The following is a 23,475-nucleotide window of genomic DNA, read 5'->3' as shown; positions in this document are numbered from 1 at the left end:
AGGACAAAGGGAACGTATGATATGGATTAAGAAGAAAATGTACGGAACGTCCGGGACAAACCTTCAATGACGTCAGAGGCGAGTAGGTCAACCTTCGAATGTCCATCCTGCACAAGTAAATCAGCCGTCGCTCCATGAAGGAAACAGCCATTGCTTAAGGCATCCAACACCTGTTCTGCCTGCATCATCATGCTGAGCAGAATACCAGAGAGAACATCACCGCTTCCGCCTTTAGCGAGGCCTGCATTGCCTGAGACGTCTACCCGCTGTTCACCATCAGGACCTGTGATAATTGTCGAAGGTCCTTTCAGAACGAGGTACACGCCGTGCTTTTCAGCGAATTCTTTTGAATAGGAAAAAGGAGCACGCAAAATCTCCTGGATGGAAAGATCCGTCAAGTGGGCGAACTCACCTGGGTGAGGCGTCAGAACGGTCGGAACTTCCCTTTTTTTCAACTCTCCAAGGAAATCTTTTAAAAGGTACAACCCGTCGGCATCCACCAATAGTGGAGTGTCTTGTTCTCGGACCACCCGCTCCACCACTGTTGACTGCATAGAGCCGCGGCCCAATCCCATACCGACAGCAATCCCATCATATCCTTCCAAATCCGGGACTCGTCCTCCCTCTTCCCCTTCTACAAAAGTCGCTTCCTGCACATACGGAGAGATCGCAGGAACTGCTTCAGCATCCGTGGATACCGCAATCAACCCGGACCCGCTCCGCAAAGCAGCTTTCGCCGTCATGGCGACAGAACCGGGCATCAAGCGAGACCCTCCGATGATCAACCCTTTTCCGTGCGATCCTTTATGCGAATGAGCCTCTCGTTCAGGCAAGGTTCTTTTGACATCAGCTCTACTCCAAAGCTTCCTCCGGAGATCCGGAAGTTGTTTAAGGGGGAGGCCGATTTCTACGACGGACCATTCGCCGTAGTATGGCTGCGTGTGCTGTAAAAAGGCACTCTGCTTCGGAGCTTCAATGATTGAAGTGTAATGAGCCTGAAATGCCTCAAAAACCTCCACCCCTTCATCAGCCGGCACACCAGAAGGCAGGTCGACCGCAAGCCTTAAGATTGACTTCTCGTTACAGAGACGGACAATATCCGCGTAGGGCTCTCTCAGCCGCCCTTTCACTCCGATCCCCAACATCGCGTCGATGCATACATCTGCACGACATAGAGAAGTATTCAAGTCTTCCGAACTCTTCAATAGTCTGTACGGGTGACCAGAAGCTTGGAATATCCTCTTGTGTGCTTCTGCATCTCCAGTGATCTTTGCGTCCGGAACGACTTGCCAGGCCTCCACATCGTATCCAAGGTTCAACAATGTCCTAGCAATGACGAAACCATCGCCGCCATTATTGCCAGCACCCATCAGGACGACAATCGCATGCTCTTTTTGAATGTGGCGGAGCAGGTCATACGTAACCGCTCTCCCGGCATTCTCCATGAGCATCTTCCCATCTAGTCCAGCGGCTTCCATGGCCACTCGATCCCGTTCGTACATTTCTTGTGCGGTAACAATATCCAATTCGTTCCCTCCTACCCGCATTACAATGTTATGAGACAACCTATGTAATTATGTCTGCCCTCCTATACCTCCCTAGCACTCTTCTAAAACTACCTGGGCAATGGCATGCTCTGAACTATGGCTGATCGACACCCACACTTGATAACAATCGTAACCTTTCGCCCTCATTACAGGAGCCCCTGTCGTTTCATTTGATAAAATCTCAACATCATGGAAACCAAGCTTTCCGATTCCCGTTCCTGTCGCTTTGGCAAAAGCTTCTTTCGCTGCAAACCGGCCCGCCAGGTATTCCACTTTCCTTTTTTCATTTAACGTTTTATAACGGAGATGTTCCTCTTCAGTCAGTATTCGTTGAACAAAGCGTTCTCTTCGCTTTATACTTTGTTTAATACGATCCAATTCAATAATATCCACACCGATACCTTTGATCACCATTCATCTTCCTTTTCATTAACAATCTATGAACAGTATACCCGAATCTTTTCACGGTAAAAAAGAATACGAGGAAGCGGCATGGATTACATTATATTAGGAGTCCAATGAATAGGAGTACGCTCCCTTCAAAGAAGGGCATCGTTTCGCAGCTTCTGTGAAGATGAATGGAGTTCAGGTAAGTAATCTTGAACGAAAAAAGGAGATTAGTCATGTTTGTACGAACGGAAAGTTTTAAAGAATTTCTACGATTTTATCCGATTGTTTCATTCCTTGTCGGGCTTCATTTCTTTTTATGGCTGTTGATGGACTTTCTTCAGCTTGGTTTCGCCGTAGACTTGAAGGAATGGGGCATTGGGATGAATGCCCTAATTTTGAACGGGGAATACTGGCGCCTTGTCACTCCGATTTTCTTACACGGAGATTTCACCCACGCCCTGTTCAACTCCTTTTCCCTCGTCCTCTTCGGACCTGCCCTTGAGCAGATGTTAGGAAAAGGAAAGTTTGTCATCATGTATTTATTTGCCGGAATTGTCGGCAACCTGGGGACGTTTATCGTTAATCCCGATGCCTATTATTGGCACCTCGGAGCATCAGGCGCTATCTTCGGTATCTTCGGCGTTTATCTATTCATGATCATGAACCGGAAGCACTTGATTGATACAGCCAATTCGCAAATCATTCTCGCCATCTTTGCCATCGGTTTATTCATGACTTTTGCACGGCCGAACATCAATATCTTCGGCCACTTATTCGGACTGATCGGAGGATTTGCCATTGCACCCGTTATCCTGAGAAACGCCCGCCGCTTTTCTTTATGGCAGGTCCGCACCCGTCATTCACGATCGGACAATGATGACATATCTTTCGACCCGAATCGATGGCAGAAAAGAAAATATGGAAGAAACACAGGCAAGTACATCATCTGGGGAATCATTATCTTCCTGGCTTTATTCGCACTTGTGAACCGCATGTAACGACTTCACCCTCCGGGGTGGGGTCTTTTTTATATCTTCTACCAGACCGCCTGCTGATTAAAATACCCAAGTTACCGATAAAATTGTTGAACCCACCGATAAAGGTTTGAAAGTGACTGATAAATGCTTAAAACCAACCGATAAAAGCTTGAAACCGACTGATAAACACTTAAAACCCACTGATAAAATGCCGTACCGCCACAACCTTTAATGGCGAACCACCCACACCAACTGTTACCAAACCAAAAAAAGATCAGCCCTCACACAGAGGACTGATCTACTTTAATGACCTTTATTAGCTGCGGCCCTTATTCTGATAATTGCCGCGCTTGCTTCCGCCTTTGCCGCTGAAGTTGCGGTTGCGGGATTTATTCTTGCTGTTGAAGTTGCGCTTGCCGCCTCCACCTTTGCGGTAGCCACCTTTTTTCTTGCTCTTATCACGCTGAGCGTTCTTCACACTGATTGGTTGAACAGAAGACAAACGGACAGGTACTTCACTGCGTTCTTTCGTCATCATTTTCAGTGCAGCCGCTATAAGGTCTGTTGACTCATACTGTTCAAGCAGTTCATTAGCTGCCTGCTTGTAGTTGTTCAAGTCGTTGTTTGTGATCGTTTCTGCCAGCTTCTCGACAGCCACTTTTTGCTGACCGCGAGCCGCTTCTTCAGAAGAAGGTACTTTCAGACGTTCCACTTTCTTCTTCGTAAGTTTTTCGATCAGGTGAAGCTGATCTTTTTCACGAGGTGTGACGAAGGAAATGGATTTCCCTTTACGACCGGCACGTCCAGTACGTCCAATACGGTGAACGTAGCTTTCTGGATCCTGCGGAATATCAAAGTTGTACACGTGAGATACATCGGAAATGTCCAAACCACGTGCAGCAACGTCTGTTGCGACAAGGATTTCGATGCGTCCGCGTTTGAACTTGTTCAATGTGGACATACGCTTCCCTTGCGTTAAATCACCATGAATGCCTTCTGCACTGAAACCACGAGCTTGAAGCCCGTCCGCTACTTCGTCGACACGACGCTTCGTACGACCGAAGACGATCGCCAACGCAGGATCATGGATATCCAACAAACGTGTCAGGGTATCGAATTTGTGTTTTTCCGGAATCTCAACGAAGAACTGCTCGATGTTTTCGACCGTCATTTCTTTCGCTTTGACTTTCACTTCTTCCGGATTATTCATCAATGTTGTAGCAATATCGCGGATTTCTTTCGGCATGGTCGCTGAGAAAAGCAAAGTCTGGCGCTCTTCAGGAAGTGCCTTCAGAATATCGCGGATATCCTCGATAAAGCCCATGTTCAGCATTTCATCCGCTTCATCAAGTACGGCTGTGTGAACATCTTCCAACTTGATCGTTTTACGACGGATGTGGTCGAGCAAACGTCCTGGTGTTGCTACGACGATGTGGTTATTTTTCAGGGCACGGATTTGGCGCTCCATGTTCGATCCACCATAAATCGGCAGGACACGAATGCCTTTTCCTTTACCTAGACGGTTAAGCTCCTCTGCTACTTGAATAGCCAATTCCCTTGTCGGGGCGATGACAAGTCCTTGAACGGCTTTCACTTGTTTGTTGATTTTTTCGAGCATCGGAATACCGAATGCAGCCGTTTTTCCCGTACCTGTCTGAGCTTGACCAATGACATCTTTCCCTTCTAGTCCTAGAGGGATCGTTTGTTCTTGTATTGGTGTTGTTTCCTCAAAACCCATAACGTCTAATGATTTTAGAATAGGTTTTGATAATCCTAGTGATTGAAATGTTGTCACAGTAATTTCATACTCCTTTATTGTTTAAATCTTCTACCTATATACATGTAAAAAAAGCCTTCTGCCACAGGAAACGGGAGAGGCTTCTCTGGTATCTGCCTGATAGATTCATTCATCATAACACATATAACATAGTTAATTCTACACATTTCGGCTATGCTTTTCAAACGTAATAATGATAAAATGAGGAAAAACTGACGTACACCAGAGGAGGGCTCACTTGGAAAAGCCTCCAATTCAACCATATATTATTTTGTTCATTGGCGTTCTTTCCATTTCCACTTCCGCGATTTTCGTCAAGCTCGCAGGAGATGCGCCAGCTGCGATGATCGCTTTTTACCGTCTGGCTATTGCCGTCGGAATCATGGCTCCTTATGTATTATGGAAACATTTCGATGAAATAAAACAAACGAATAAAAAAGATTGGATTCTTGCAATATTATCGGGGGTATTCCTCGCCTTCCACTTTATTTTGTGGTTTGAGTCACTGGATTATACGACCGTTGCAAGTTCCGTCGTCCTGGTTGCCCTTCAGCCCGTCTTCGCCTTCATTGGGACTTACCTCTTTTTCAAAGAGCGCTTCACCATCGGAGCTATCCTGAGTCTTGTTATTACATTGACTGGAAGCGTGATCATCGGATGGGGTGATTTTCAAATCAGCGGCACGGCTTTATTCGGTGATCTGCTCGCCCTGCTTGGCGCTGTTACCGTAACCGGTTATTTTCTGCTTGGTCAGAATTTACGGAAACGTCAGTCCATTATGACCTATACGTTCATCGCTTATGGAATGGCCGCAGTGACACTTCTCATTTATAACCTGGCACTCGGTTATTCTTTTACCGGGTACGACGGAGATCAGTGGCTGATATTTTTAGGTTTTGCAATTATCCCGACCTTCTTCGGCCATACCTTGTTCAACTGGACATTGAAATGGCTCAGCACATCGACGATTTCCATGGCTGTACTTGTCGAACCAATCGGGGCTTCCATTTTAGCCTATTGGATTCTGGGTGAAGGAATCACTTGGACCCAATGGCTCGGCGGATCGATTGTCCTTTTCGGGCTGATGATGTTCATATTAAGTACGATGCAAAAAGCAAAACCGAAATTCACTCATGAAACAGACCATCGATAAACCGCTAAATTTGATATAATACCTAATAAGAATAGGGAACTCCCCTAATAGTACGATGAATTTAAGAGAGCAGGTGAAGGAATGACGATACAACTGATCATAGATGGAGGCGGCGATCTGCCTCAAGGAATGATGGAAAAACACAGCATCCACTATGTCCCGTTAAACTTACACTTTGGAGACGAGCACTATAAAACAGGGGAAACGATCGATTTGCCTACGTTTTATGAAAAATTAAAGCAGTCCGAGGAACTTCCTCGTTCTTCTTCTCCAAGTCCTAATGATTTCTATGAAAAATACAAGCAGATTGACGCAGACGATGAAATTCTTGTACTTGCCCTTACGCAAGGGCTGAGCAGCACATATGAGAGTGCTGTCATGGGTAAGGACATGCTCCTCGAAGAAGAACCGGATCGTAAAATTGCTGTCCTCAATACATTGACAGCCTCCTGCGGCATAGCCCTGCTGGTGAATGAAGCAACCGCCCGTATGGATGAGGGGTACAACTTTGATCAGCTCGTCTCTCATATGGAGGAACGAATCGAGAAAACAACGACGCTCTTCATCTTGAAGACGTTAGAAAATGTCATCAAAGGCGGACGATTGGATAAAGTCAAAGGCGCCATCGCCAAAACATTGAATATCAAACTCCTTATGAAAGCAAGCGATGAGGAAGGTGCCGTCGAAGTGACAGAAAAAGTTCGGGGCAACAAGAAATCCCTGCGCCGCTTTGTGGAACAAATCGGAGAATATGCATCCAACCTGGAAGACCGCGTCATTGCGATGTCCCACTGCAACGATGAGGAACGAGGCAAGAAAGTATTGAATTCAATTAAAGAACGATATAACTTCAAAGATTCTCTCTTCATGGAGACAGGACCACTGATCTCCACATATGCAGGAGAAGGCGGACTGGTCATCGCATTCTTTAAAGACTAAAAAAACGTCAGAGGTATTTTACCTCTGACGTTTTTCTTATGCATGATAATCTTCATATCGGGGTTGGGGGGACAATAAAGCAAGAATACCTGCGGTCACCGGAAATAGAATCGTCAGCAAAATCACTTCCTGATAACCTCCCAGCCAGTCAAAAAACAAACCAAATGGCAGGGGACCAAGCGCTGAGCCAACGACCATGACCGTTTGTGCAAGCCCTTTAATACTGCCAAGGTGTTCCCGTCCAAAATAATTCGGCCAGACGATATTCAATACAATACGTTCAAAACCATTGACAAAACCCCAGAATACACCAAACGCAATAGCCATCCACCATGAATTCGTGAACAGGAGGATAACCAGGGTAAAGATGTGGCCAAAGAACGTGATGGCCAAAATATAATGCACCTTGAAACGATCGACCAGATAACCACTGACAAATGTCACCGGAAATCCGACAACAGCCATTAAAGTCAGCACCATGGCTGCTACGCCTGTATCGAGCCCTCTTAGATCCATGATCGATACCATATGGAAGGTCACCGCTGTGTTAACGAGAGCTGGAACGGTGACACAAAACAAAATAAACCAAAAGGCCCGCGTTGCCATAGCCTCTTTTAAGGTCCAACTCTTTTCATTGACCTCAACGTTCGGGTTTTTCACTTCTTCCCCTTTCACCGGTTTCGGCGTCCCGTCAGGCACTTCTCCGATGTGCTCGGGTTTGTTCCGGATGAAGAAGAAGGCCAATGGAACAAAAAGAATCAACAGTGCGCCTCCCCACAGCCCCCATGTCATTCTCCAACCGAAGGATTCAATCAGCCAAGTATTCAGGGGAGGCAGCAGAGCAGAACTGGCAAAACCACCGATGGCCATCACGCTCAGCGCCCTTCCCCTTTTCCTAATGAACCATTGAGGCACAAGCGTGTTCGGGATCAATGTCATCGACCCCTGACCGAACAATCGAATCATAAAGAAACCGAAAAACATCATAACCGGCCCGAGAAGAAAAGCATTCCAAAACAAAGCTAAAGCTAAAAACGAACCGATCGTAACCATCATTGCCCGCTGTCCGAAGCGGTCGATGAGGCGCCCCATCATAAACAACGTAATCCCTGCTAACAAGGTAGCCGCTGAATAAATACCCGAGACCAAAGACCGCGAATACTCAAAATCTTCTATGTAGTAGTCAATAAAAATAGAGATGGAATAGGTTTGACCAGGTCCTGAAAAGAACACACTCAAACCTGCAATCATCACAACAACCCATCCATAATAAAAAGGTGTCTGGATGGGTTGTCCACGATTCTTATTCATGGTTTCTCTTCCCCCTATGGTTGACTTACAAAATCCATCACCTTATCAAACAACTCATCGCTGTCATCCCCATGACAGATTAAATGCTTCGACTTTTTCAGGAAAATGACCTCTTTTTCTTCTGACGGAATTTCCTCTTTCAAATACAAAGCCGCTTTCTTCGGCACCATCCCATCCAGTTCGCCCTGAATGATGAGCACAGGGCAGCGGACCTGCTGTAAATAAGGGCGTGTGAATTGCACACACTTCATAAATTCGAAGGTAGAAAAAAGGTAAGTATCCCTCAATTTTTTCTGGTACCGGAGGAAGAGCTCATTATCCGCGAGTACACCATTCCATGCATCCGCGGCCATTCCAAGCAGATCTTTATACATCTGCGGGAGACTGACATACTTCCCAGCCGCTGATAAAAGCACCAGTCGATTCAGATGGTACTTCGCAGTCAAGTAAGCAGCAATCATCCCTCCCATAGAAAAGCCGATGATGTAAATGGTGTCGTGTCGTTTCATGAGGTCCAGCAAACTAAGCTCTGCTGTAGCAATCCATTCTTGATAATAGTGGCCTTCAAGGTCCAAAGCCTCTCCGTGTCCCGGAAGCGTAGGATTGGCAATCTCCCAATCCGTCCGTGCTTCCAGAAAGTCAACGAGGGGTTGGACTTCATACGGGCTTCCTGTGTACCCGTGAATACATAAACACCCGATACTCATGTTCCTACGCCTCCACCCGATCATTTATTTCGTTATGCGAAACATTATAACACAATCATTTTCCAACTTTTACCCAAAAAATTAACCCTGGTTCCGGAAAAGGCAGCGGTCTGTTTATCCAATTAGCAGCCAGGATGACAGACCAACTTCTTCTCTTAGAAGCACAACCATTACAAGATTGTTCCTCTTCTGTTTTTACGTCTAAAGAAAATGCGCGCTAAATAAATAGCGCGCGGTTTACTTGATTCCTTTAACGAATGTCCCGATTCCTTTAACAATCGGACTGACATCTTTAACGGTTTTTACGACCTGACCCGTAGTGGACATCATTTTGTCGAAATCAATCTGGCCGTCTTCTTTTTGGAAATAACTCATGACGCCTTTGGACATGTTGCCGACGTTGAATGAAGAATTCTGATTCCCGGTCTCAGTATAACCTGTATAGTCGTAACTATTCACATATGGATTTTGAAAACCATACATGGATGGATTATACGGGGCATAACCCCAGACGTTGCCCTGGTTATTAGACATCTGCTGATAATTCACCTGATCGTACGGAAGACTGGAGGGATAACGGTACCAGCCATTGTTGTAGTAATAGTAAGGGTTATATGGGTACATGAATGTTCCACCTTTAACGTATGATACTTCAGCCTATGAAAAAGCACACGAAAAAGTGAAACGAAAGCGATTGATCCCCTAATTTATTGATGATTTTGGACAAAAAAAACAAGTGATGATCATCACTTGTCGAAACCATTCAGGAAAAATTCATGGAGTCAGTCCTAATATACTGAGGGTTTTCTTTTATTCTCAGCTTCTGTTTCATTTTTCGTTCTTGATAACCGAGAATCTTTTCTCCATCTATAAATACAGCGGGTGTACCGTAAATGTTGTTTCTTTGCAGTTCTTTGAAGTGGCCACGGTTTTCAGATACATTCCGCTCTTCATAATCAATTTCCCAATCTCCCAATGTTCCTAGTACTTTCTCACAATAGTGACAGTTCCGACTGGTGTACACGATCACTTCCGGGTTACCCAAAGCTCCCCCTCCTTGTGTCTTTTGCAATTCTGCCTAAAAATTTAATACCCGTTTTCACGACAGCTAAACCTATTTCCTCATTAAAATTCACTCATTTTTTGTCACGGTTCTGTTATTTTCAACACATCCCCTTTACATAAACGCCCCCTTTAGCGTTTATATCATTCACTTCTCATAACCATACGAGCTGATTTTTTAAGTAGTGGTTTCGAGAATCTTCCTTGGTAAGTGGGCGGAGGGGAATGGCGAGACTCCTGCGGGAAAAGAGTGCTAGGTGAGACCCCGGAAGGCGTCAGCCTGAGGAGGCTCATCGCGCTCCCGCGGAAAGCGAGTTATTCCCCGCAGCCCCCATCCACTCAAAAAACATCTCGAAACTGAGTCTTCAAGAAACCTGCCATAAACTTTAATAAACGGCTTAAAAAAGAAGGAGCACACGGCTCCTCCTCTTTCATTATAGTTCTTCAATCGGTGTGTCGCCGCTGATGAGGTCGTAGCTTTGGTGGATGGAACCTTCTACAGACAGAAGATGGACAAGTGTTGCAGCAACATCTTCACGCGGAATCTCTCCCTGTTCTGTACGATCCTTGAGCGTCACCTTACCCGTGCCTGCATCGTTGGTCAGCCCGCCGGGACGGACAATAGTATATTCCAGACCGGTACCTTTCAAGTATTCATCGGCACGCCGTTTCGCGTAAAGATAAAACTTGAAGTCGTCGGGTGCTTCTTCTGCACGGTCTGCACCGATGGAGCTTAGCATCATGTATCGCTTCACGCCATTGGCTTCCGCATGCTCCGCTGCCTTAATCGCTCCTTCCTGATCAATGACAATCGTCATGTCTGCGCCTGTATCAGGGCCCGATCCTGCCGCGAAGATGACAGCATCCATGCCTTTGAAAGCATGTTCAAAATCTCTCATCAGATCTGCATGGATCGTTTCTACGCCTTTTTCTTCGAATTGAGGGATCTGCTCCTCCTTACGAACCATAGCATATGGAGTATGATCGGTTTCTACAAGTTTATCGACAATATGTTTTCCTACTTTACCATTAGCTCCAATAACAAGAACTTTCATGTGAAAACCTCCCAATAAATATGTGACTCCTCCTTGTTTTCCCCTCTTCCTTCCTAATAAACAAATGGATAGGTAAAAGAAGGAAGTTCAATGATCAATCACGAAATGGTAACCAAACCAATGACGGAGGCGAATGGTTATGTCCAACACGTATTTGTTTACTGGTTTCCCAGGATATTTAGCTACAGCCTTAATTGAAGATCTTTTTAGAGGCAGGAAATCCATGGAGAAGGTCTACCTCCTTCATCTTCCCTCCATGGAAAAACAAGCAAAAAAGCAGGTTGAGACGTGGAAAGAGGATCAAGAAGTGAATACCGAAAAAATTGAACTCATTCAAGGGGATATTACTCAGGAAGGGTTGGGGCTGAACCCATCGAAGGCGACGCCATTACGAAAAGAGGTGACACACGTTTTCCACCTTGCTGCTCTTTATGATTTAGCCGTACCTCTTCTGCCGGCATGGAAAATCAATGTCCAGGGGACAAGAGAAGTGAATCGATGGGTTTCCCAATGCCTGAAATTGGAACGTTATATTTATTTCAGCACCGCCTACGTTTCCGGAAAACGGGAAGGCACCGTTTATGAAACAGAACTCATTCATGGAAAAGGTTTTAAAAACCACTATGAATACACCAAATACGAAGCAGAAAACCTCGTTCATCGAATGTGCCAAAAGATCCCGACAACCATTATCCGTCCAGGGATTGTAGTCGGTCATACAAAATCGGGGGCGACGGCCAAATTTGATGGCCCCTATTTTATATTAAATCTAGTAGACGCTTTAAGAAATCTGCCCGTTCTTCCTTACTTTGGTAAAGGAAAAGCCCGAGTCAACCTTGTGCCCCAGGATTACGTCATTGAAGCAACAAACTACCTTGCCCACCATTCCGAAAGCAGCGGAAATACGTATCACCTCACGGACCCCAATCCTTACACAGCCAAAGAGATCTACGAACAGCTCAGTTATGTGTACACAGATAAATACCCACATTTCCCCTTGCCGCTGGGTCTAGCCAATCAATCATTGAAACTTCGTCCTTTGCGGAAAGTTCTAGGCATTCAGAGGGAAGCTCTTGATTACTTTCTCTGTAGTGCAAATTATGACAATCGGCAGGCAGAAGTAGATTTAGCTGCTTCAAATATTTTTTGTCCCGACTTTTTCTCCTATACCGAGACACTGGTGGACTATTATCGTGAAAAAAGAGGCGATCCTTCTAAGCATGTGTCCATTTTATAGAAGGAGATTTGGTCATGATCGATGGGGACAAACACGAAAAAGGCAGGAACCTCAGGGTTCCTGCCTTTCTCTTAGGATTGGATTGTACAAATCATCACTGCGCTTCCATCCAATGTTCATACAGAGATTCCAAGTCTTTTTCCAACTGCTCTTTTTGATGTTGGAGTTCCATTAGCTCTTGAACATCGTCACCGTGCAGCATCTGTTGATCAACCGTAGAGATCTCTTGTTCCAGACGGGCAATTTCTTTTTCCCAATCAATGGTCGGTTCTTCTTTCACTGGGGGTTCTGGCTTTCTGTATTTTTCATTTTTTACCGTCTGCTCTTTCTCCTGCACTTCTAAAAGAGCGTGCCAATGCTTTTTCGTTTCTTCATACGTCCCGATATAGCGGTGAAGTTTTCCACTCACCAGAAAAGCGGTGTGAGTGAAACACTGGTCCAGGAAATGCCTGTCGTGGGAAACTCCTATGACTGTCCCCGTAAATTGGTTCAACGCTTCTTCGAGAACTTCCTGGGATTCCACATCCAGGTGGTTGGTCGGTTCATCCAGAATCAGGACTTGGATATCCTGATGCATAAAGATCGCAAGCTTCAAACGCATTTGCTCTCCTCCGCTCAAATGGCGGATTTTACGGAAGACATCATATCCATAAAACATGAAGCCCGCAAGCCTGTGCCGTGCTTCCCCTTCTGTCACCCGGATGTGATCTCTGAAGTGGTCGATCATCCGCTGATCACGATCGGCTTCCTGCAGAGGGTTTTGAGGAAGATAGCCGATTTTAATGGAAGGTGCTCGCTTGATTGTCCCTGCGCTGGCCATTTCTTTTTCCAGCAAAATTTTCAAGAGGGTGGATTTCCCACTTCCATTGGCTCCCACAATCGCAATCCGGTCCTGATAACGGACGTGGAGGTCGACACCGTCCAAAATCTTCTCACTGCCGTACTGTTTCTCCAGCGATTCAATCGTAAATACGTCCTTCCCTGTCCGCCCATCTGCTTCTAGGGAGAGGTTCATTCTTTTCGGATCGATGACCGGCTTATCGATTTTCTCCATTCGTTCCAGTGCTTTTTCCATACTTTTCGCTTTCTTAAAAAGCTTAGGGTTGGGTGGAGTGGCTTCATTCGCCCATTGCCTCAACCTTCGTATGGCCTCTTTCATCTTTTTTATTTTCTTCTGCTGTTCTTCATACTGGTGAAATTCAGCAAGCAGTTTTTCTTCTTTCTGTTTCTCAAAAGCGGTGTAGTTTCCTTTGTACGTATCGATTTCTCCCGATTCCAAATCCATAATGTCTGTTACGATGTGATCAAGGAATGCCCGGTCATGAGAAATCACGCAAATGGTCCCGTCGTAGGCTTGCAAATACGCTTCCAGCCATTCAATCGCCTGTAAATCCAAATGGTTCGTCGGTTCATCCAGCAAAAGAACGTCGGGGTCTTCCAACAACAACTTGGCAAGACCTAGTTTCGTCTTTTCTCCTCCGCTTAACCTTGAAAATGGCTGGTCCAGCAAATGATGGATATTCAACCCGTTCGCCACTTGTTTAATGGAGGCATCCATCTCGTATCCACCCCGTTGTGTAAAACGCTCCTGTATTTCCCCATAAGCGGCAATGGCTTTTTCCATTTTATCAGGATTTGTCATATCTACTTCTAATTCTTTCATCTGTTCAGCTAAAGAAATAAGCTCAGTAAAGGCCAGCTGCAAGTACTCTCTCCCCGTCCCCTTCCAGGCGGACGGAATCTGTTTCAAATACCCGATGGTCGCTCCCTTTTGAATGAAAAGATCGCCACCATCCAACGTTTCCTCTTTGGTCATGATTCTGAAAAGGGTCGACTTACCGCTGCCATTCCGGCCGACAAGCCCGACACGCTGACCAGGTTTGATTTCCATATCCAACGCTTCGAACAATACTTCTCCGCCAACAATTTTATATAAATTTTTTAATGTTATGATCACTGCAAATTCCTCCTAAAGACTTTTTGAAGACACAAAAAAAGTCAGAGGTCCCGTTACCTCTGACTTTTATCTGTGAATAATCAGGTATGAGACGTTACATTGCTTCACTATTCAGTTGCCATTTTGGACATACGTGTCCCGTTGACAGCTGAATCATGAATAATTGCACGGCGTACATAGTTGATTTGATAGTCAAGCACGTGCATCTGTAACATCTTCATACCCTCCTTTGTCTTTAGAATTACTCTCATTATATCGGATCGTCAGAAAATTTGCTACTCTTTTTTAGTTTCTGCGGATTTCCCAAGTTTCTTCAATAATTCAATAGCATCGTTCTTCTCTTCATCCGTCAGCCCGTCCATGATTGATTCAATCTCTTTCCAATGGTCAGGGAAAATGCCGTTCAACAGGTCCCGACCTTTTTCAGTAATGGACGCATAAGTAATACGCCGGTCATTTGGACAAGGCACGCGTTTCAAGTATTCCTTTTTCTCCAGCTTGTCCACCACATAAGTGATACTTCCGCTCGCGAGCAGAATTTTCTCCCCGATCTTCTGTAATGGCTGATCTCCCTGATGATACAGAAGTTCAAGCACCCCGAATTCTGTCGGGTTCAATTCATATCGCTGGATATCGTCCTTCACTAAATCTGCGATGGTACGTTGAGCTTTTGTCAATACGACAAACAGCTTCAGCGAAGGATCTTGTTTTTTCTTGCGGTACAGTTCTTGTTCGTTCATCACGTTCGCCCATCCTTTACAAAATATAAAGATAGTATAAGTTTAACAAATTCTAACTGTCAAACCATCCCTTTTCCGCAAATTCACGGTTTCCTTAAGGGGTGTCCATATTCTGCAGTGCGTTGGGTCCTCCACTTAAGAAGGTGAAATGACCTGGGAGCACCTCCAATTTCTCCGGTGTCTTCCCTTTGATTTCACCGTCCATATCCACATCCTGCTTGAATTCAACATCGATGTTCACTTTCTCCCCTTGATAGTGGGAAATCTCTTGAAATTCATTTTGGTCGGCTTGCGGGCGCCCCATCGTCATTAATTCACGGAATAGTGTCAAGTTGGAATTCTTCACGATGAGCACGTCAAACTTCCCATCCTGCAGGTTGATTGTTGGAACAGGGACACGCCTCGTCCCAATGAATTGTCCATTCATAATCAGAATCATCACCGCCTCACCATCGACTTCTTCGTCATCTATCGTCATTTTATAATGAAAAGGGGTGGCCTGATTCATCGTTTTCAGTGCGCTCATGAAATAACTGAGCACACCGAACCGGTTTTTCTGGGTTTCATCAATATTAAAGGAGGTTTGTGTCACCAATCCAATGCCCCAGAAGTTAATAAAATAATCGTCCTCTGTCCTGCCTGCATCCACAGTAACCTCTTCTCCTTCAATGATGGATGCAGCTGCTTGATTGAGCCGCTGGGGCGTATCCAGCACCCTGCTGAAATCGTTACACGTGCCACCTGGCAGCACACCGATCACCGGACGTTTCTCCAACGGTGCCAGACAATTGATGACTTCATGTAAGGTACCATCTCCCCCGAAGATGAAAAAGACATCGACCTCCGGACCATAATGCCGGCAGTTCCCATATAAATCATCCAAAGACAGAGTTTGGATGACCTTTAACTCTTTCACCTCTTTACTCAAGGCAGGCAACACTTGAGAAAGAGCCGTTTCCATCTCTGCTTCGTCCTTTTTTCCGTTATATATAAAGATTCCACTTTGATAACGAGGCATAGAATCCCTTCCTTCCTCTTATCATAATTGACTAAATATCTTTCTTTGAAACCACTCGTACTTCATTTAAGGTTTGAAAAAGCCTTTGCGGCTCATCGACGCTCAGGAAAATCTTCGTGCCTTTACATTTGAAACCAAATAGACGATACCCCTCTACCGCTTCGCTCAACCTTATTTCTAACTGTGGAGGCACCTTTTCAAGTCCAGCGAGCATCAGGGAGAAGGAATGACGTCCCTCAGGTATTGTCTCCCCTTCATACCAACGAACGGCCTTCACTTTTTCTAAGGGAACCGTCATATGAAAACGAAGCCCCTTTTGAAAATGGAGATGAGTTTTCTGAATGACGACAGGACTTTTACGGATAGCTTGATAGTCAGCGATTAAAAAGACGAGCGCATAAAGATCCAGGACGGTGGCCATCCATGCAATCGTGTGACTGTACTGCATGAGCATGACATGGACAGCAATGATTTCAATAAGCATGGCATGAACAAGCATGAGAAACACACCGAAGTATTCACTATTTTTGTGATAACTGAACGTTTGGGCTCCGGCCGGCTTATGATCAAGATGCGGAAAGAAAGCATAGCGGATAACAGCGGCGTCTGTGGTGATCACCCCGATCAGCCGTTCCAATTTTGGAAAACCTCCAAACGTTTGCTGAGTCGCTGTATGAATTCTCGAAAGTACATGTGGATAGGTGTGGATGGAAGCTTTGAAGTGTTGTTTCCATATCTTCAGTTTTTTGATGAAAACGACAAGCAGAAAAAGTTCCAAGAGGATAAAACCAGCCTCGACGAGGATAATGGTTACGTTCATATATTGCAGATGTTCTTTAGCATAAGCGGGAACAATCCAGTGAATGAACCCTGCTCCTAAGAGCCATAGAGGAGCAAGCAGCGACAAGGTCGGCTTTCTGCGGAGTACAAACAGGAAAAGCACCACAGGAAGAACAATCATGATGTCTAAGACAGTTGCCCATACAAGTAGCGGCGGAACTTGACCGGTGATTTCCATTTTTTGAATGAAAAAGTTTGACAAGAGTAAGACTGCCAAAAAAAGCAAGCCACCGTAAAATGACTTCGGATGAGTTTTTAATGTTTGAACCATACGATCACCCTTCTTTTCCTTTATTTTACTATAAAGAAGCAGTAGTGATTGAGCTTTGATAAGTAAAAGTTCATGGAAAGGTGAAGAGTTCATAAGACTGCCATATCTCCCCTAAAGGAGACACTTTCGTTTACTTCTAAGCAAAGTCGTATTATACTATAATTTGTTTAGGGGGCTAAGTAAATATGAAGCAAAACATAGATCAAATCTTAGGTTACAACATCAATATGGTCGCACATTTTTTACAGAATATATACAACCAGCGCTTAGGAGAATACGGGCTGACCCATTCACAGGCGAAGGTCATCTACTTTCTTGCCAAAGCGGGAGAGCAATCCCAAACGGACCTGCAAAAACAGCTCCACATCAAAGCATCATCAATGAACGGCTTGATCGAAACACTCTTAAAACATGACCGGATCATGAAAAGGTCCTGTCAAAAAGACAAACGGACAAAACTTGTGAAGCTTACGGATAAAGGATTAGAGTTGCATGCAACCATTCTGAAAATCGTCGCTGATATTGAAGAAGAAGCGAACCAGGGGCTTTCAAAAGAAGAACAGCAAATCATGGTGTCCTGGTTGAAGAAAATGCAAGACAACTTGAAACCTAAAACATCAAGGAGCGAAGACAAATGAAACAACAAAGTCAGCGGTTAGGGACCCAACCCATCCCTAAATTATTAATGAATTTATCCGTTCCCGCCATGATCGGCATGTTCGTCATGGCTCTGTACAATGTCGTTGACACGCTTTTCATCGCACGTGGTGTCGGTATTTTAGGCGTCTCCGGTGTCAGTATCGGTTTCCCGGTGATGATGATCATCATGGCCATTGCCGCAGCCGTCGGTATCGGTGGTGCCTCTGTCATCTCCAGACGTTTAGGGGAAAACAAACCGGAAGAAGCCAACCAGGTATTCGGTAACATCCTTTTTACGATTGTGGTCGTCTCAAGTTTCGGATTCATCGGCGCCTTCACTTTTCTTGAACCATTACTGAGATTGTTCGGAGCAACTGAGAACATTATGCCATATGCAACGGACTATTTGTTCCCGATCATGCTTGGATCGTTCTTCTTCTCTTTCGCCTTTACGACGAACAGCATCATCCGTTCTGAAGGAAACTCCAAGTTTGCCATGATTACGATGATTATCCCGGCTGTTTTGAATATGATCCTCGATCCGATCTTCATCTTCGGCTTGGATATGGGGGTGCAGGGGGCTTCTGTCGCCACCGTTATCTCCCAGGCGACCGTAACCATCGTCGTCTTGAATTATTTCTTAAAAGGGAAATCTTCGCTTGTGGTCAAAGTATCCTACTTGAAGCCGCAATGGACCGTTATCCGTGAAGTGTTAACCATTGGAATGCCGGCTTTCATCCGACAAGTATCCGGGAGCGGCATGATGATCGCCATCAACCTGATGCTGATTAAATTCGGTGGTGAATTCGAGGTTGGGGTCTTCGGAATTGTCCAGAAGCTCGCCATGTTTACGATCATGCCTATGATTGGTGTACTCCAAGGCATGCAGCCCATTATCGGTTATAATTACGGGGCCAAAAATTACGACCGCCTGAAAGAAACGGTCTTGCTCGGTATGAAAGTCGTTACGGTCATCTCTGCAGGCATTTTCATTTTGATGATGGCCTTCCCTGAAGGGTTGATGAACATCTTCACTGGAGATGAAGCGACCATTGATACTGGTGCTTATGCCATCCGTATCATGTTCGCTCTTGCCATTCTGATCGGTGCCCAGGTTGTCAGCGGCGGCCTTTATCAAGCATTAGGAATGGCAAAGCCAGCGCTGATCTTATCTATGGCGCGTCAAGTTCTATTCTTGATTCCGCTCGTCTTGATTTTGCCGAACTTCTTCGGAGTGACAGGCGTATGGCTCGCCTTCCCTCTTTCTGACCTGTTCGCTTTTGTTCTATCCATGATCTTTCTATACAAAGATCGAGCCCTATTTTTCAAAGCGAAAGACCAAGATCCGCCCTACCAGGCGGCGCCTTCTCAAGGCTGAATAAAAAGCACGGTGCATCCAGCACCGTGCTTTTTTCTAATTAATAGTAAAGAAAATGGGAGGGTTATGGAAGACTCCGTTTCGATACATTTGTGGTGTGGATGGGGCTGCGGGGAATAGTTCGCCCCTTTACCATGAAAGATTCTCGAAACACTCCTAAAAGGTCAGCATGAATGATTAAGCGAAATGAATCATATAAAAATTTTCCGCTTCAATGAATTTAAAGTTTGATATAAAGCACTCTTATGCCGACTTATGAGAGAGGAGTAAGGGACACTCTTCCTCGGTATTGGGGGGTTCGTTTCTCTCTTCAACGAATGGGGTGGTTGGGAAGCTGCGAGACTCCCGTGGGAGAAAGGAGATCGGCGAGATCCCGCAGGGCGGTAGCCAGAGGAAGCTCGCCACTCCCCCACAGGAAAGCGAGTAGCTTCCCAACCACCCCTGACGCTCAAATCAGGTAACGAGCCCCCAAACGTCTCAAAACTGAGTCTTCAAGAAAAGGCAGCTTATATAAAAAGATACATTGGGGTTTATCCCCCCTAACTTTTTCCAAACAGTTTACAAGGTAATTATAGCAACAACTGACAATTTCCGTTAGAATAAGACAGAGAGTTTTATTTTCTATATTAAAGGATGGAACGCATGACATACTCGATTCATTTAATAAAACTATTTACAAGCCGAGAAGACCATTTGTTCAAGCTGAACGAAGCGGAACGGCTCAAAAACGTTTGGAATCTATTATTCTTTTTATTAGGTTTGACGATTCTTACATATGTCTGGACAGCGTGGCTTGGTCTCGGTACAGATGCGATTTCTGCCAACATGTCTGACCTGAACAGAGTCGAATATGAAATGAGGAAAGCATGGTTCTTACTTGGACGCGCCGGATTTGCCATCCTTTTATTCTTGTTCACGCTCTTCATTTCATCTTTCTTTTTCTGGTTGTTCAATAATGTTTCTTATAAAAAACTTTTCATTCTGCAGATGAATGTCCTGCTGATCATGCTGATCGAACGGATCACCTGGATTCCTCTCATGGTTTATGCAGGTATTGACTGGTACGTCTCTCCCTTTTCTTTCGGAGTGATCGCCTCTTATTTCACCAGCATTGATTGGGTCATTTACTTATGCGGAGCCATCTCCATTTTTCAGCTTTTCATCATCTGGTACCAGGTGAAGTGCATCTCCTGGCTGTCCAAGACGAAAATTGGCTGGATCTGGGTCGGTGTTGTTTTCTGGCATATGTTGTTGTGGGCAGGTACAGCCGCCCTATCTAAATTCGATTTGTATCTCCTTTATTTACTCAGATAAGAAAGCAGCAGGTGTAAAGATCTATGAAAAAAATCAATGTTAAAGGCAGAATCCTGGGAATTTTGATTGTCGCCTTCGTTACGACCAATGCTTTCCTCATCTTCCTCGATGAAGGAGAACAAGTGGATCGCAAGTCTTATATCAAGGAATGGTCCAAGACAATCACCTATGATTTATTTGAAAAAATGGATACAAAGGCTGTGTTCGCATCAGAGGAATCAGAACCGGTCTATTTTAACGAAGATGTTGGATCGTTCCATGAGTTCCTTGTTGAAGAAGGGGACACTGTCAGCGAAGGCGATAACCTCTACACATATGATGTTTTAAACTATTATCAGGAAGAAGCTCGCCTTCAGTCCGAAGTAAGCCGGTTAGAAGAAGAAATTGATGCTATTGAAGGTTTGATTGACGAAATTGAAAGCTATCGCGTACCTGACCCTCCAGACACCGACAACAACTCAAGTCCTTTCAACAATAATTCTGATACAAGTGACACGACTCCTCCTTCCTACGTAGAGACCGAATATATGAAAGAAGAGAAAATCGCCGAGCAAGAAGCAGAACTGACAAAACAGGAAGCCATGCTCGAAATGATAGAAGATCAACTGGACCAGCTCCAGGACGAAGGTGATCGAATCACCGTTACAAGCGCGTTTTCTGGTACAGTCAGCGAAATATCAAAAGACCTTGAATCTCCACTTCTTACATTGGAATCTACGAATCTTGTATTAAAAGGGACAATTCCTGAACAGGAACGGAAGGAAATCGAAGAAGAGATGGTCGTCGAAATCCATGTACCTGAAATGGAATATGAAACAACAGGTACATTAGATTCTGTTGACAATTACCCGGAAGAAGTTGAGGTTCACCGCTCAAGCCGCTATCCTTTTACCGTATCTCTTGAAGATCCTTCAGAAGATTTGCTGGCTGGCTATCATGCCGATTTGAAAATCATTACAGATGAAGCGTTAGGTGCCGTCACCGCTATTGAGAAAGCGCTGGAGACTGAAGAGAACCTTTATGCATGGGTAATGAATGAGGAAGGAACCTTAGAGCGCCGCGATATCGAAACAGGTATTGAAGAACAAGGACTCGTTGAAATCCTATCTGGTCTTGAAGATGGTGAATGGCTGGCTGTCGAGCCGAAAGATGAATTCAGAAATGAAGCGATCTTCTTCACACCATTACATACCGATGACCTTAGAGTACGCCAGATGTTCAAGATGGAACGCCAGTCCATCCTGACTTACGGTTTACTAGGCATCCTATCACGATAACGTCAGAGAAAAACCGGCTGTCCCCAAGACAGCCGGTTTTTCTTTGTTCACTCAACAAATCCCCTCCATGATTTATTATAGAATATGGCAGGTTTCTTGAAGAATTGATTTCGAGATTTTTGTGTGTTTAAGGGTTCCGGGAAAAGGTTCTCAAAGTCCCTTTACCAGTAACCTGCCGAGCTCTGAATTTTTGAGAAAAGAAGGAAAAGAATTGTTTTACATTTGCATCTATACGTGGCACATGGGACGATAGTAGTTAGATAGAATGACAACGAAAGAAGTAAAAGGGGTATGAAAATGAAATTAAGTGTATTGGATCAATCCCCTATCTTAACAGGGACAGACCCAAAAGAAGCCTTACAACAAACAACAGAACTCGCAAAGTGGACGGATAAGCTGGGATATCACCGTTTCTGGGTGTCCGAACATCATAGTACAAGCAGTCTTGCAGGGTCTGCACCTGAGATACTTGCGGCTCACCTGGCTGCTCATACAAAAAATATCCGCATTGGTACAGGGGGCGTATTACTCCCCCATTACAGTTCCTATAAAGTGGCGGAAGCCTTTCGAATTCTTGAAACCCTCCACCCTGACCGCATCGACCTTGGGGTAGGCCGGGCTCCAGGTGGAATGCCCAACGTCAATTTAGCATTGAACCGCGGGAAGCTGCCGAGTATTGAAGACTATCCATCTCAGGTAGAAGAGTTAATGGCTTATTTACACGGGCATGATCCGCACGGAATGGACATTTATGCGACCCCGAAAGGAGAAACAGCCCCACCCGTATGGATGCTTGGATCAAGTGGCACCAGCGCACGTTTAGCTGCAGACTTAGGTGTATCCTACTCCTTCGCCCATTTCATCAATGGACGAGGAGGCATACGGGCAATGGATCGCTATCAGGATTATTTCACACCCTCTATGCAGCAGAGTAGTCCAGCCGGGAATGTTTCTGTATTTGTCGTCTGTGCAGAAACGGATGAGTATGCCGAATACCTTGCTGCAAGTTTGGATCTTGCTCTTCTCCAGATTGAACAAGGCGGGAAACGCACACATTTCCCTACTCCTGATGAAGCGCTCAACCATAAATACACCCTTTTCGAAGAAGAACGAATCCAGGATAACCGAAACCGAATGATCGTCGGCTCTGCCGATAAAGTAAAAGAAGAAATTGAACAATTGGCGGAAAGTTACAACGTAGATGAAGTGATCGTCAACACGATCGTCACTCCATTTGAAGATCGTTTACGCTCCTACGAACTCCTGGCTGATGCCTTTCAATTAAGTCACTCCCAAACCACGATGACCTAACGTCATCGTGGTTTTTTTATTCTTTATTATTCAACTAAATGGCAGGATTGTGGAAGACTTGATTTCGAGATGTTTGTGTGGATTTAGGGGCTCCGGGAAAAGGTACGCTTTCCGTGGGCGAGTGATGAGCCTCCTCGAGCTAACGCTCTGCGGGGTCTCATCTACCACGCACTTCCCACAGGAGTCTCACCGTTTCCCTACGCCCCTTTGCCATATGAGGTTCTCGAAATCCCTCTTATATTACTTGCCTAAAACTGTTATAAATCCTGCTTAAACCACGTTGATATAGGATTCTCAACCATAAAAGCTCCTATTGCTGAAAGGTAGTTTTGAGAGTTTCTTCCGGCAAGTGGGCGGAGGGGAATGGCGAGGCTCCTGCGGGAAAAAAGTGCTTGGTGAGACCCCACAGGACGCAGTCCGAGGAGGCTCACCGCGCTCCCGCGGAAAGTGAAGTGACCCCCAAGAGTTGGACACCTTCTAACTCTGACCGAAGGGGGATACACCTTGAATAAATTTACGAATGAAGACAAATTTCAAGCCGTCCATCGATATCTTGATGAAACCATAAGCTACCG

Annotated in this window: 22 protein-coding genes; 9 read left to right on the top strand and 13 right to left on the bottom strand. The window is 45.1% G+C overall.

What is annotated here, in order from left to right; genetic code table 11:
• Positions 1–26 precede the first annotated feature (26 nt).
• Complete coding sequence (locus GLW00_RS19560) at positions 27–1,526, bottom strand: NAD(P)H-hydrate dehydratase (protein WP_160916876.1); 1,500 nt, start codon at positions 1,524–1,526, stop codon at positions 27–29.
• Between the two features lie 72 nt (positions 1,527–1,598).
• Complete coding sequence (gene acpS, locus GLW00_RS19555) at positions 1,599–1,958, bottom strand: holo-ACP synthase (RefSeq protein ID WP_160916874.1); 360 nt, start codon at positions 1,956–1,958, stop codon at positions 1,599–1,601.
• A gap of 212 nt (positions 1,959–2,170) precedes the next feature.
• On the opposite strand from acpS, the gene GLW00_RS19550 reads away from it, so the two are divergent.
• A complete protein-coding gene (locus tag GLW00_RS19550) occupies positions 2,171–2,935 on the top strand; it encodes a rhomboid family intramembrane serine protease (protein ID WP_160916873.1) in 765 nt (254 codons plus the stop codon).
• Positions 2,936–3,230: 295 nt separating this feature from the next.
• Here the strand turns inward: GLW00_RS19550 and cshA are convergent, their stop codons facing one another.
• Positions 3,231–4,709 carry a degradosome RNA helicase CshA gene (gene cshA / locus GLW00_RS19545; protein WP_160916872.1) on the bottom strand — a complete coding sequence of 493 codons (1,479 nt, stop codon included), beginning with the start codon at positions 4,707–4,709 and terminating at the stop codon, positions 3,231–3,233.
• A gap of 220 nt (positions 4,710–4,929) precedes the next feature.
• Between cshA and GLW00_RS19540 the strand changes: the two genes are divergently transcribed.
• Entirely contained in the window at positions 4,930–5,844 is a 915-nt protein-coding gene (locus GLW00_RS19540; protein ID WP_160916871.1) for a DMT family transporter, read from the top strand.
• Between the two features lie 81 nt (positions 5,845–5,925).
• On the top strand, positions 5,926–6,783 hold the full coding sequence (locus GLW00_RS19535) for a DegV family protein (protein WP_160916870.1): 858 nt from the start codon (positions 5,926–5,928) through the stop codon (positions 6,781–6,783).
• 36 nt (positions 6,784–6,819) lie between these two features.
• On the opposite strand, the gene GLW00_RS19530 is transcribed toward GLW00_RS19535, so the two are convergent.
• From GLW00_RS19530 to GLW00_RS19510, 5 genes are all read right to left on the bottom strand, one after another.
• The gene (locus GLW00_RS19530) at positions 6,820–8,094 is read right to left on the bottom strand and encodes an MFS transporter (RefSeq protein ID WP_160916869.1); all 1,275 of its coding nucleotides are present in this window, start codon (positions 8,092–8,094) and stop codon (positions 6,820–6,822) included.
• 14 nt (positions 8,095–8,108) lie between these two features.
• Positions 8,109–8,801 (bottom strand): alpha/beta hydrolase, encoded by a 693-nt coding sequence (locus GLW00_RS19525; RefSeq protein WP_160916868.1) that lies wholly within the window; start codon positions 8,799–8,801, stop codon positions 8,109–8,111.
• A 237-nt stretch (positions 8,802–9,038) separates the two neighbouring features.
• The gene (locus GLW00_RS19520; protein WP_160916867.1) at positions 9,039–9,425 is read right to left on the bottom strand and encodes a YppG family protein; all 387 of its coding nucleotides are present in this window, start codon (positions 9,423–9,425) and stop codon (positions 9,039–9,041) included.
• 139 nt (positions 9,426–9,564) lie between these two features.
• Positions 9,565–9,846 carry a glutaredoxin family protein gene (locus GLW00_RS19515; protein WP_160916866.1) on the bottom strand — a complete coding sequence of 94 codons (282 nt, stop codon included), beginning with the start codon at positions 9,844–9,846 and terminating at the stop codon, positions 9,565–9,567.
• A gap of 451 nt (positions 9,847–10,297) precedes the next feature.
• Positions 10,298–10,918, bottom strand: coding sequence for an SDR family oxidoreductase (locus tag GLW00_RS19510; RefSeq protein ID WP_160916865.1), 621 nt, complete (start codon positions 10,916–10,918; stop codon positions 10,298–10,300).
• 139 nt (positions 10,919–11,057) lie between these two features.
• On the opposite strand from GLW00_RS19510, the gene GLW00_RS19505 reads away from it, so the two are divergent.
• The gene (locus tag GLW00_RS19505; protein ID WP_160916863.1) at positions 11,058–12,155 is read left to right on the top strand and encodes an SDR family oxidoreductase; all 1,098 of its coding nucleotides are present in this window, start codon (positions 11,058–11,060) and stop codon (positions 12,153–12,155) included.
• Between the two features lie 94 nt (positions 12,156–12,249).
• Here GLW00_RS19505 and abc-f read toward each other — a convergent pair whose 3' ends face one another.
• The 5 genes from abc-f to GLW00_RS19485 all read right to left on the bottom strand — a co-directional run bounded on the left by abc-f (position 12,250) and on the right by GLW00_RS19485 (position 16,981).
• Positions 12,250–14,112, bottom strand: coding sequence for a ribosomal protection-like ABC-F family protein (abc-f, locus tag GLW00_RS19500; protein WP_160916861.1), 1,863 nt, complete (start codon positions 14,110–14,112; stop codon positions 12,250–12,252).
• A 107-nt stretch (positions 14,113–14,219) separates the two neighbouring features.
• Complete coding sequence (locus tag GLW00_RS20915; RefSeq protein WP_279626144.1) at positions 14,220–14,327, bottom strand: RAxF-45 family protein; 108 nt, start codon at positions 14,325–14,327, stop codon at positions 14,220–14,222.
• Positions 14,328–14,387: 60 nt separating this feature from the next.
• A complete protein-coding gene (locus GLW00_RS19495; protein ID WP_160916894.1) occupies positions 14,388–14,852 on the bottom strand; it encodes a MarR family winged helix-turn-helix transcriptional regulator in 465 nt (154 codons plus the stop codon).
• Positions 14,853–14,946: 94 nt separating this feature from the next.
• Positions 14,947–15,870: a YegS/Rv2252/BmrU family lipid kinase gene (locus GLW00_RS19490; RefSeq protein ID WP_160916859.1), complete on the bottom strand. Its 924-nt coding sequence runs from the start codon at positions 15,868–15,870 to the stop codon at positions 14,947–14,949.
• A 31-nt stretch (positions 15,871–15,901) separates the two neighbouring features.
• Positions 15,902–16,981, bottom strand: a complete 1,080-nt coding sequence (locus GLW00_RS19485) for a hypothetical protein (RefSeq protein WP_160916857.1) — start codon at positions 16,979–16,981, stop codon at positions 15,902–15,904.
• 185 nt (positions 16,982–17,166) lie between these two features.
• Between GLW00_RS19485 and GLW00_RS19480 the strand changes: the two genes are divergently transcribed.
• The 5 genes from GLW00_RS19480 to GLW00_RS19460 all read left to right on the top strand — a co-directional run bounded on the left by GLW00_RS19480 (position 17,167) and on the right by GLW00_RS19460 (position 22,900).
• Positions 17,167–17,619 carry a MarR family winged helix-turn-helix transcriptional regulator gene (locus tag GLW00_RS19480; RefSeq protein WP_160916855.1) on the top strand — a complete coding sequence of 151 codons (453 nt, stop codon included), beginning with the start codon at positions 17,167–17,169 and terminating at the stop codon, positions 17,617–17,619.
• Positions 17,616–18,998, top strand: coding sequence for an MATE family efflux transporter (locus GLW00_RS19475; RefSeq protein WP_160916853.1), 1,383 nt, complete (start codon positions 17,616–17,618; stop codon positions 18,996–18,998). The genes GLW00_RS19480 and GLW00_RS19475 overlap by 4 nt, the downstream gene beginning before the upstream one ends.
• Positions 18,999–19,640: 642 nt before the next feature.
• Positions 19,641–20,312, top strand: coding sequence for a hypothetical protein (locus GLW00_RS19470; protein WP_160916851.1), 672 nt, complete (start codon positions 19,641–19,643; stop codon positions 20,310–20,312).
• Positions 20,313–20,335: 23 nt separating this feature from the next.
• Entirely contained in the window at positions 20,336–21,589 is a 1,254-nt protein-coding gene (locus GLW00_RS19465; protein WP_160916849.1) for an efflux RND transporter periplasmic adaptor subunit, read from the top strand.
• 297 nt (positions 21,590–21,886) lie between these two features.
• Positions 21,887–22,900, top strand: coding sequence for an LLM class flavin-dependent oxidoreductase (locus GLW00_RS19460; RefSeq protein WP_160916847.1), 1,014 nt, complete (start codon positions 21,887–21,889; stop codon positions 22,898–22,900).
• The last annotated feature ends 575 nt before the right edge of the window (positions 22,901–23,475 follow it).

Origin of the sequence: Halobacillus litoralis (assembly GCF_009856445.1) — a bacterium.
Lineage (GTDB): Bacteria > Bacillota > Bacilli > Bacillales > Halobacillaceae > Halobacillus > Halobacillus litoralis.
This window is presented reverse-complemented; position numbering and strand designations above follow the sequence as displayed.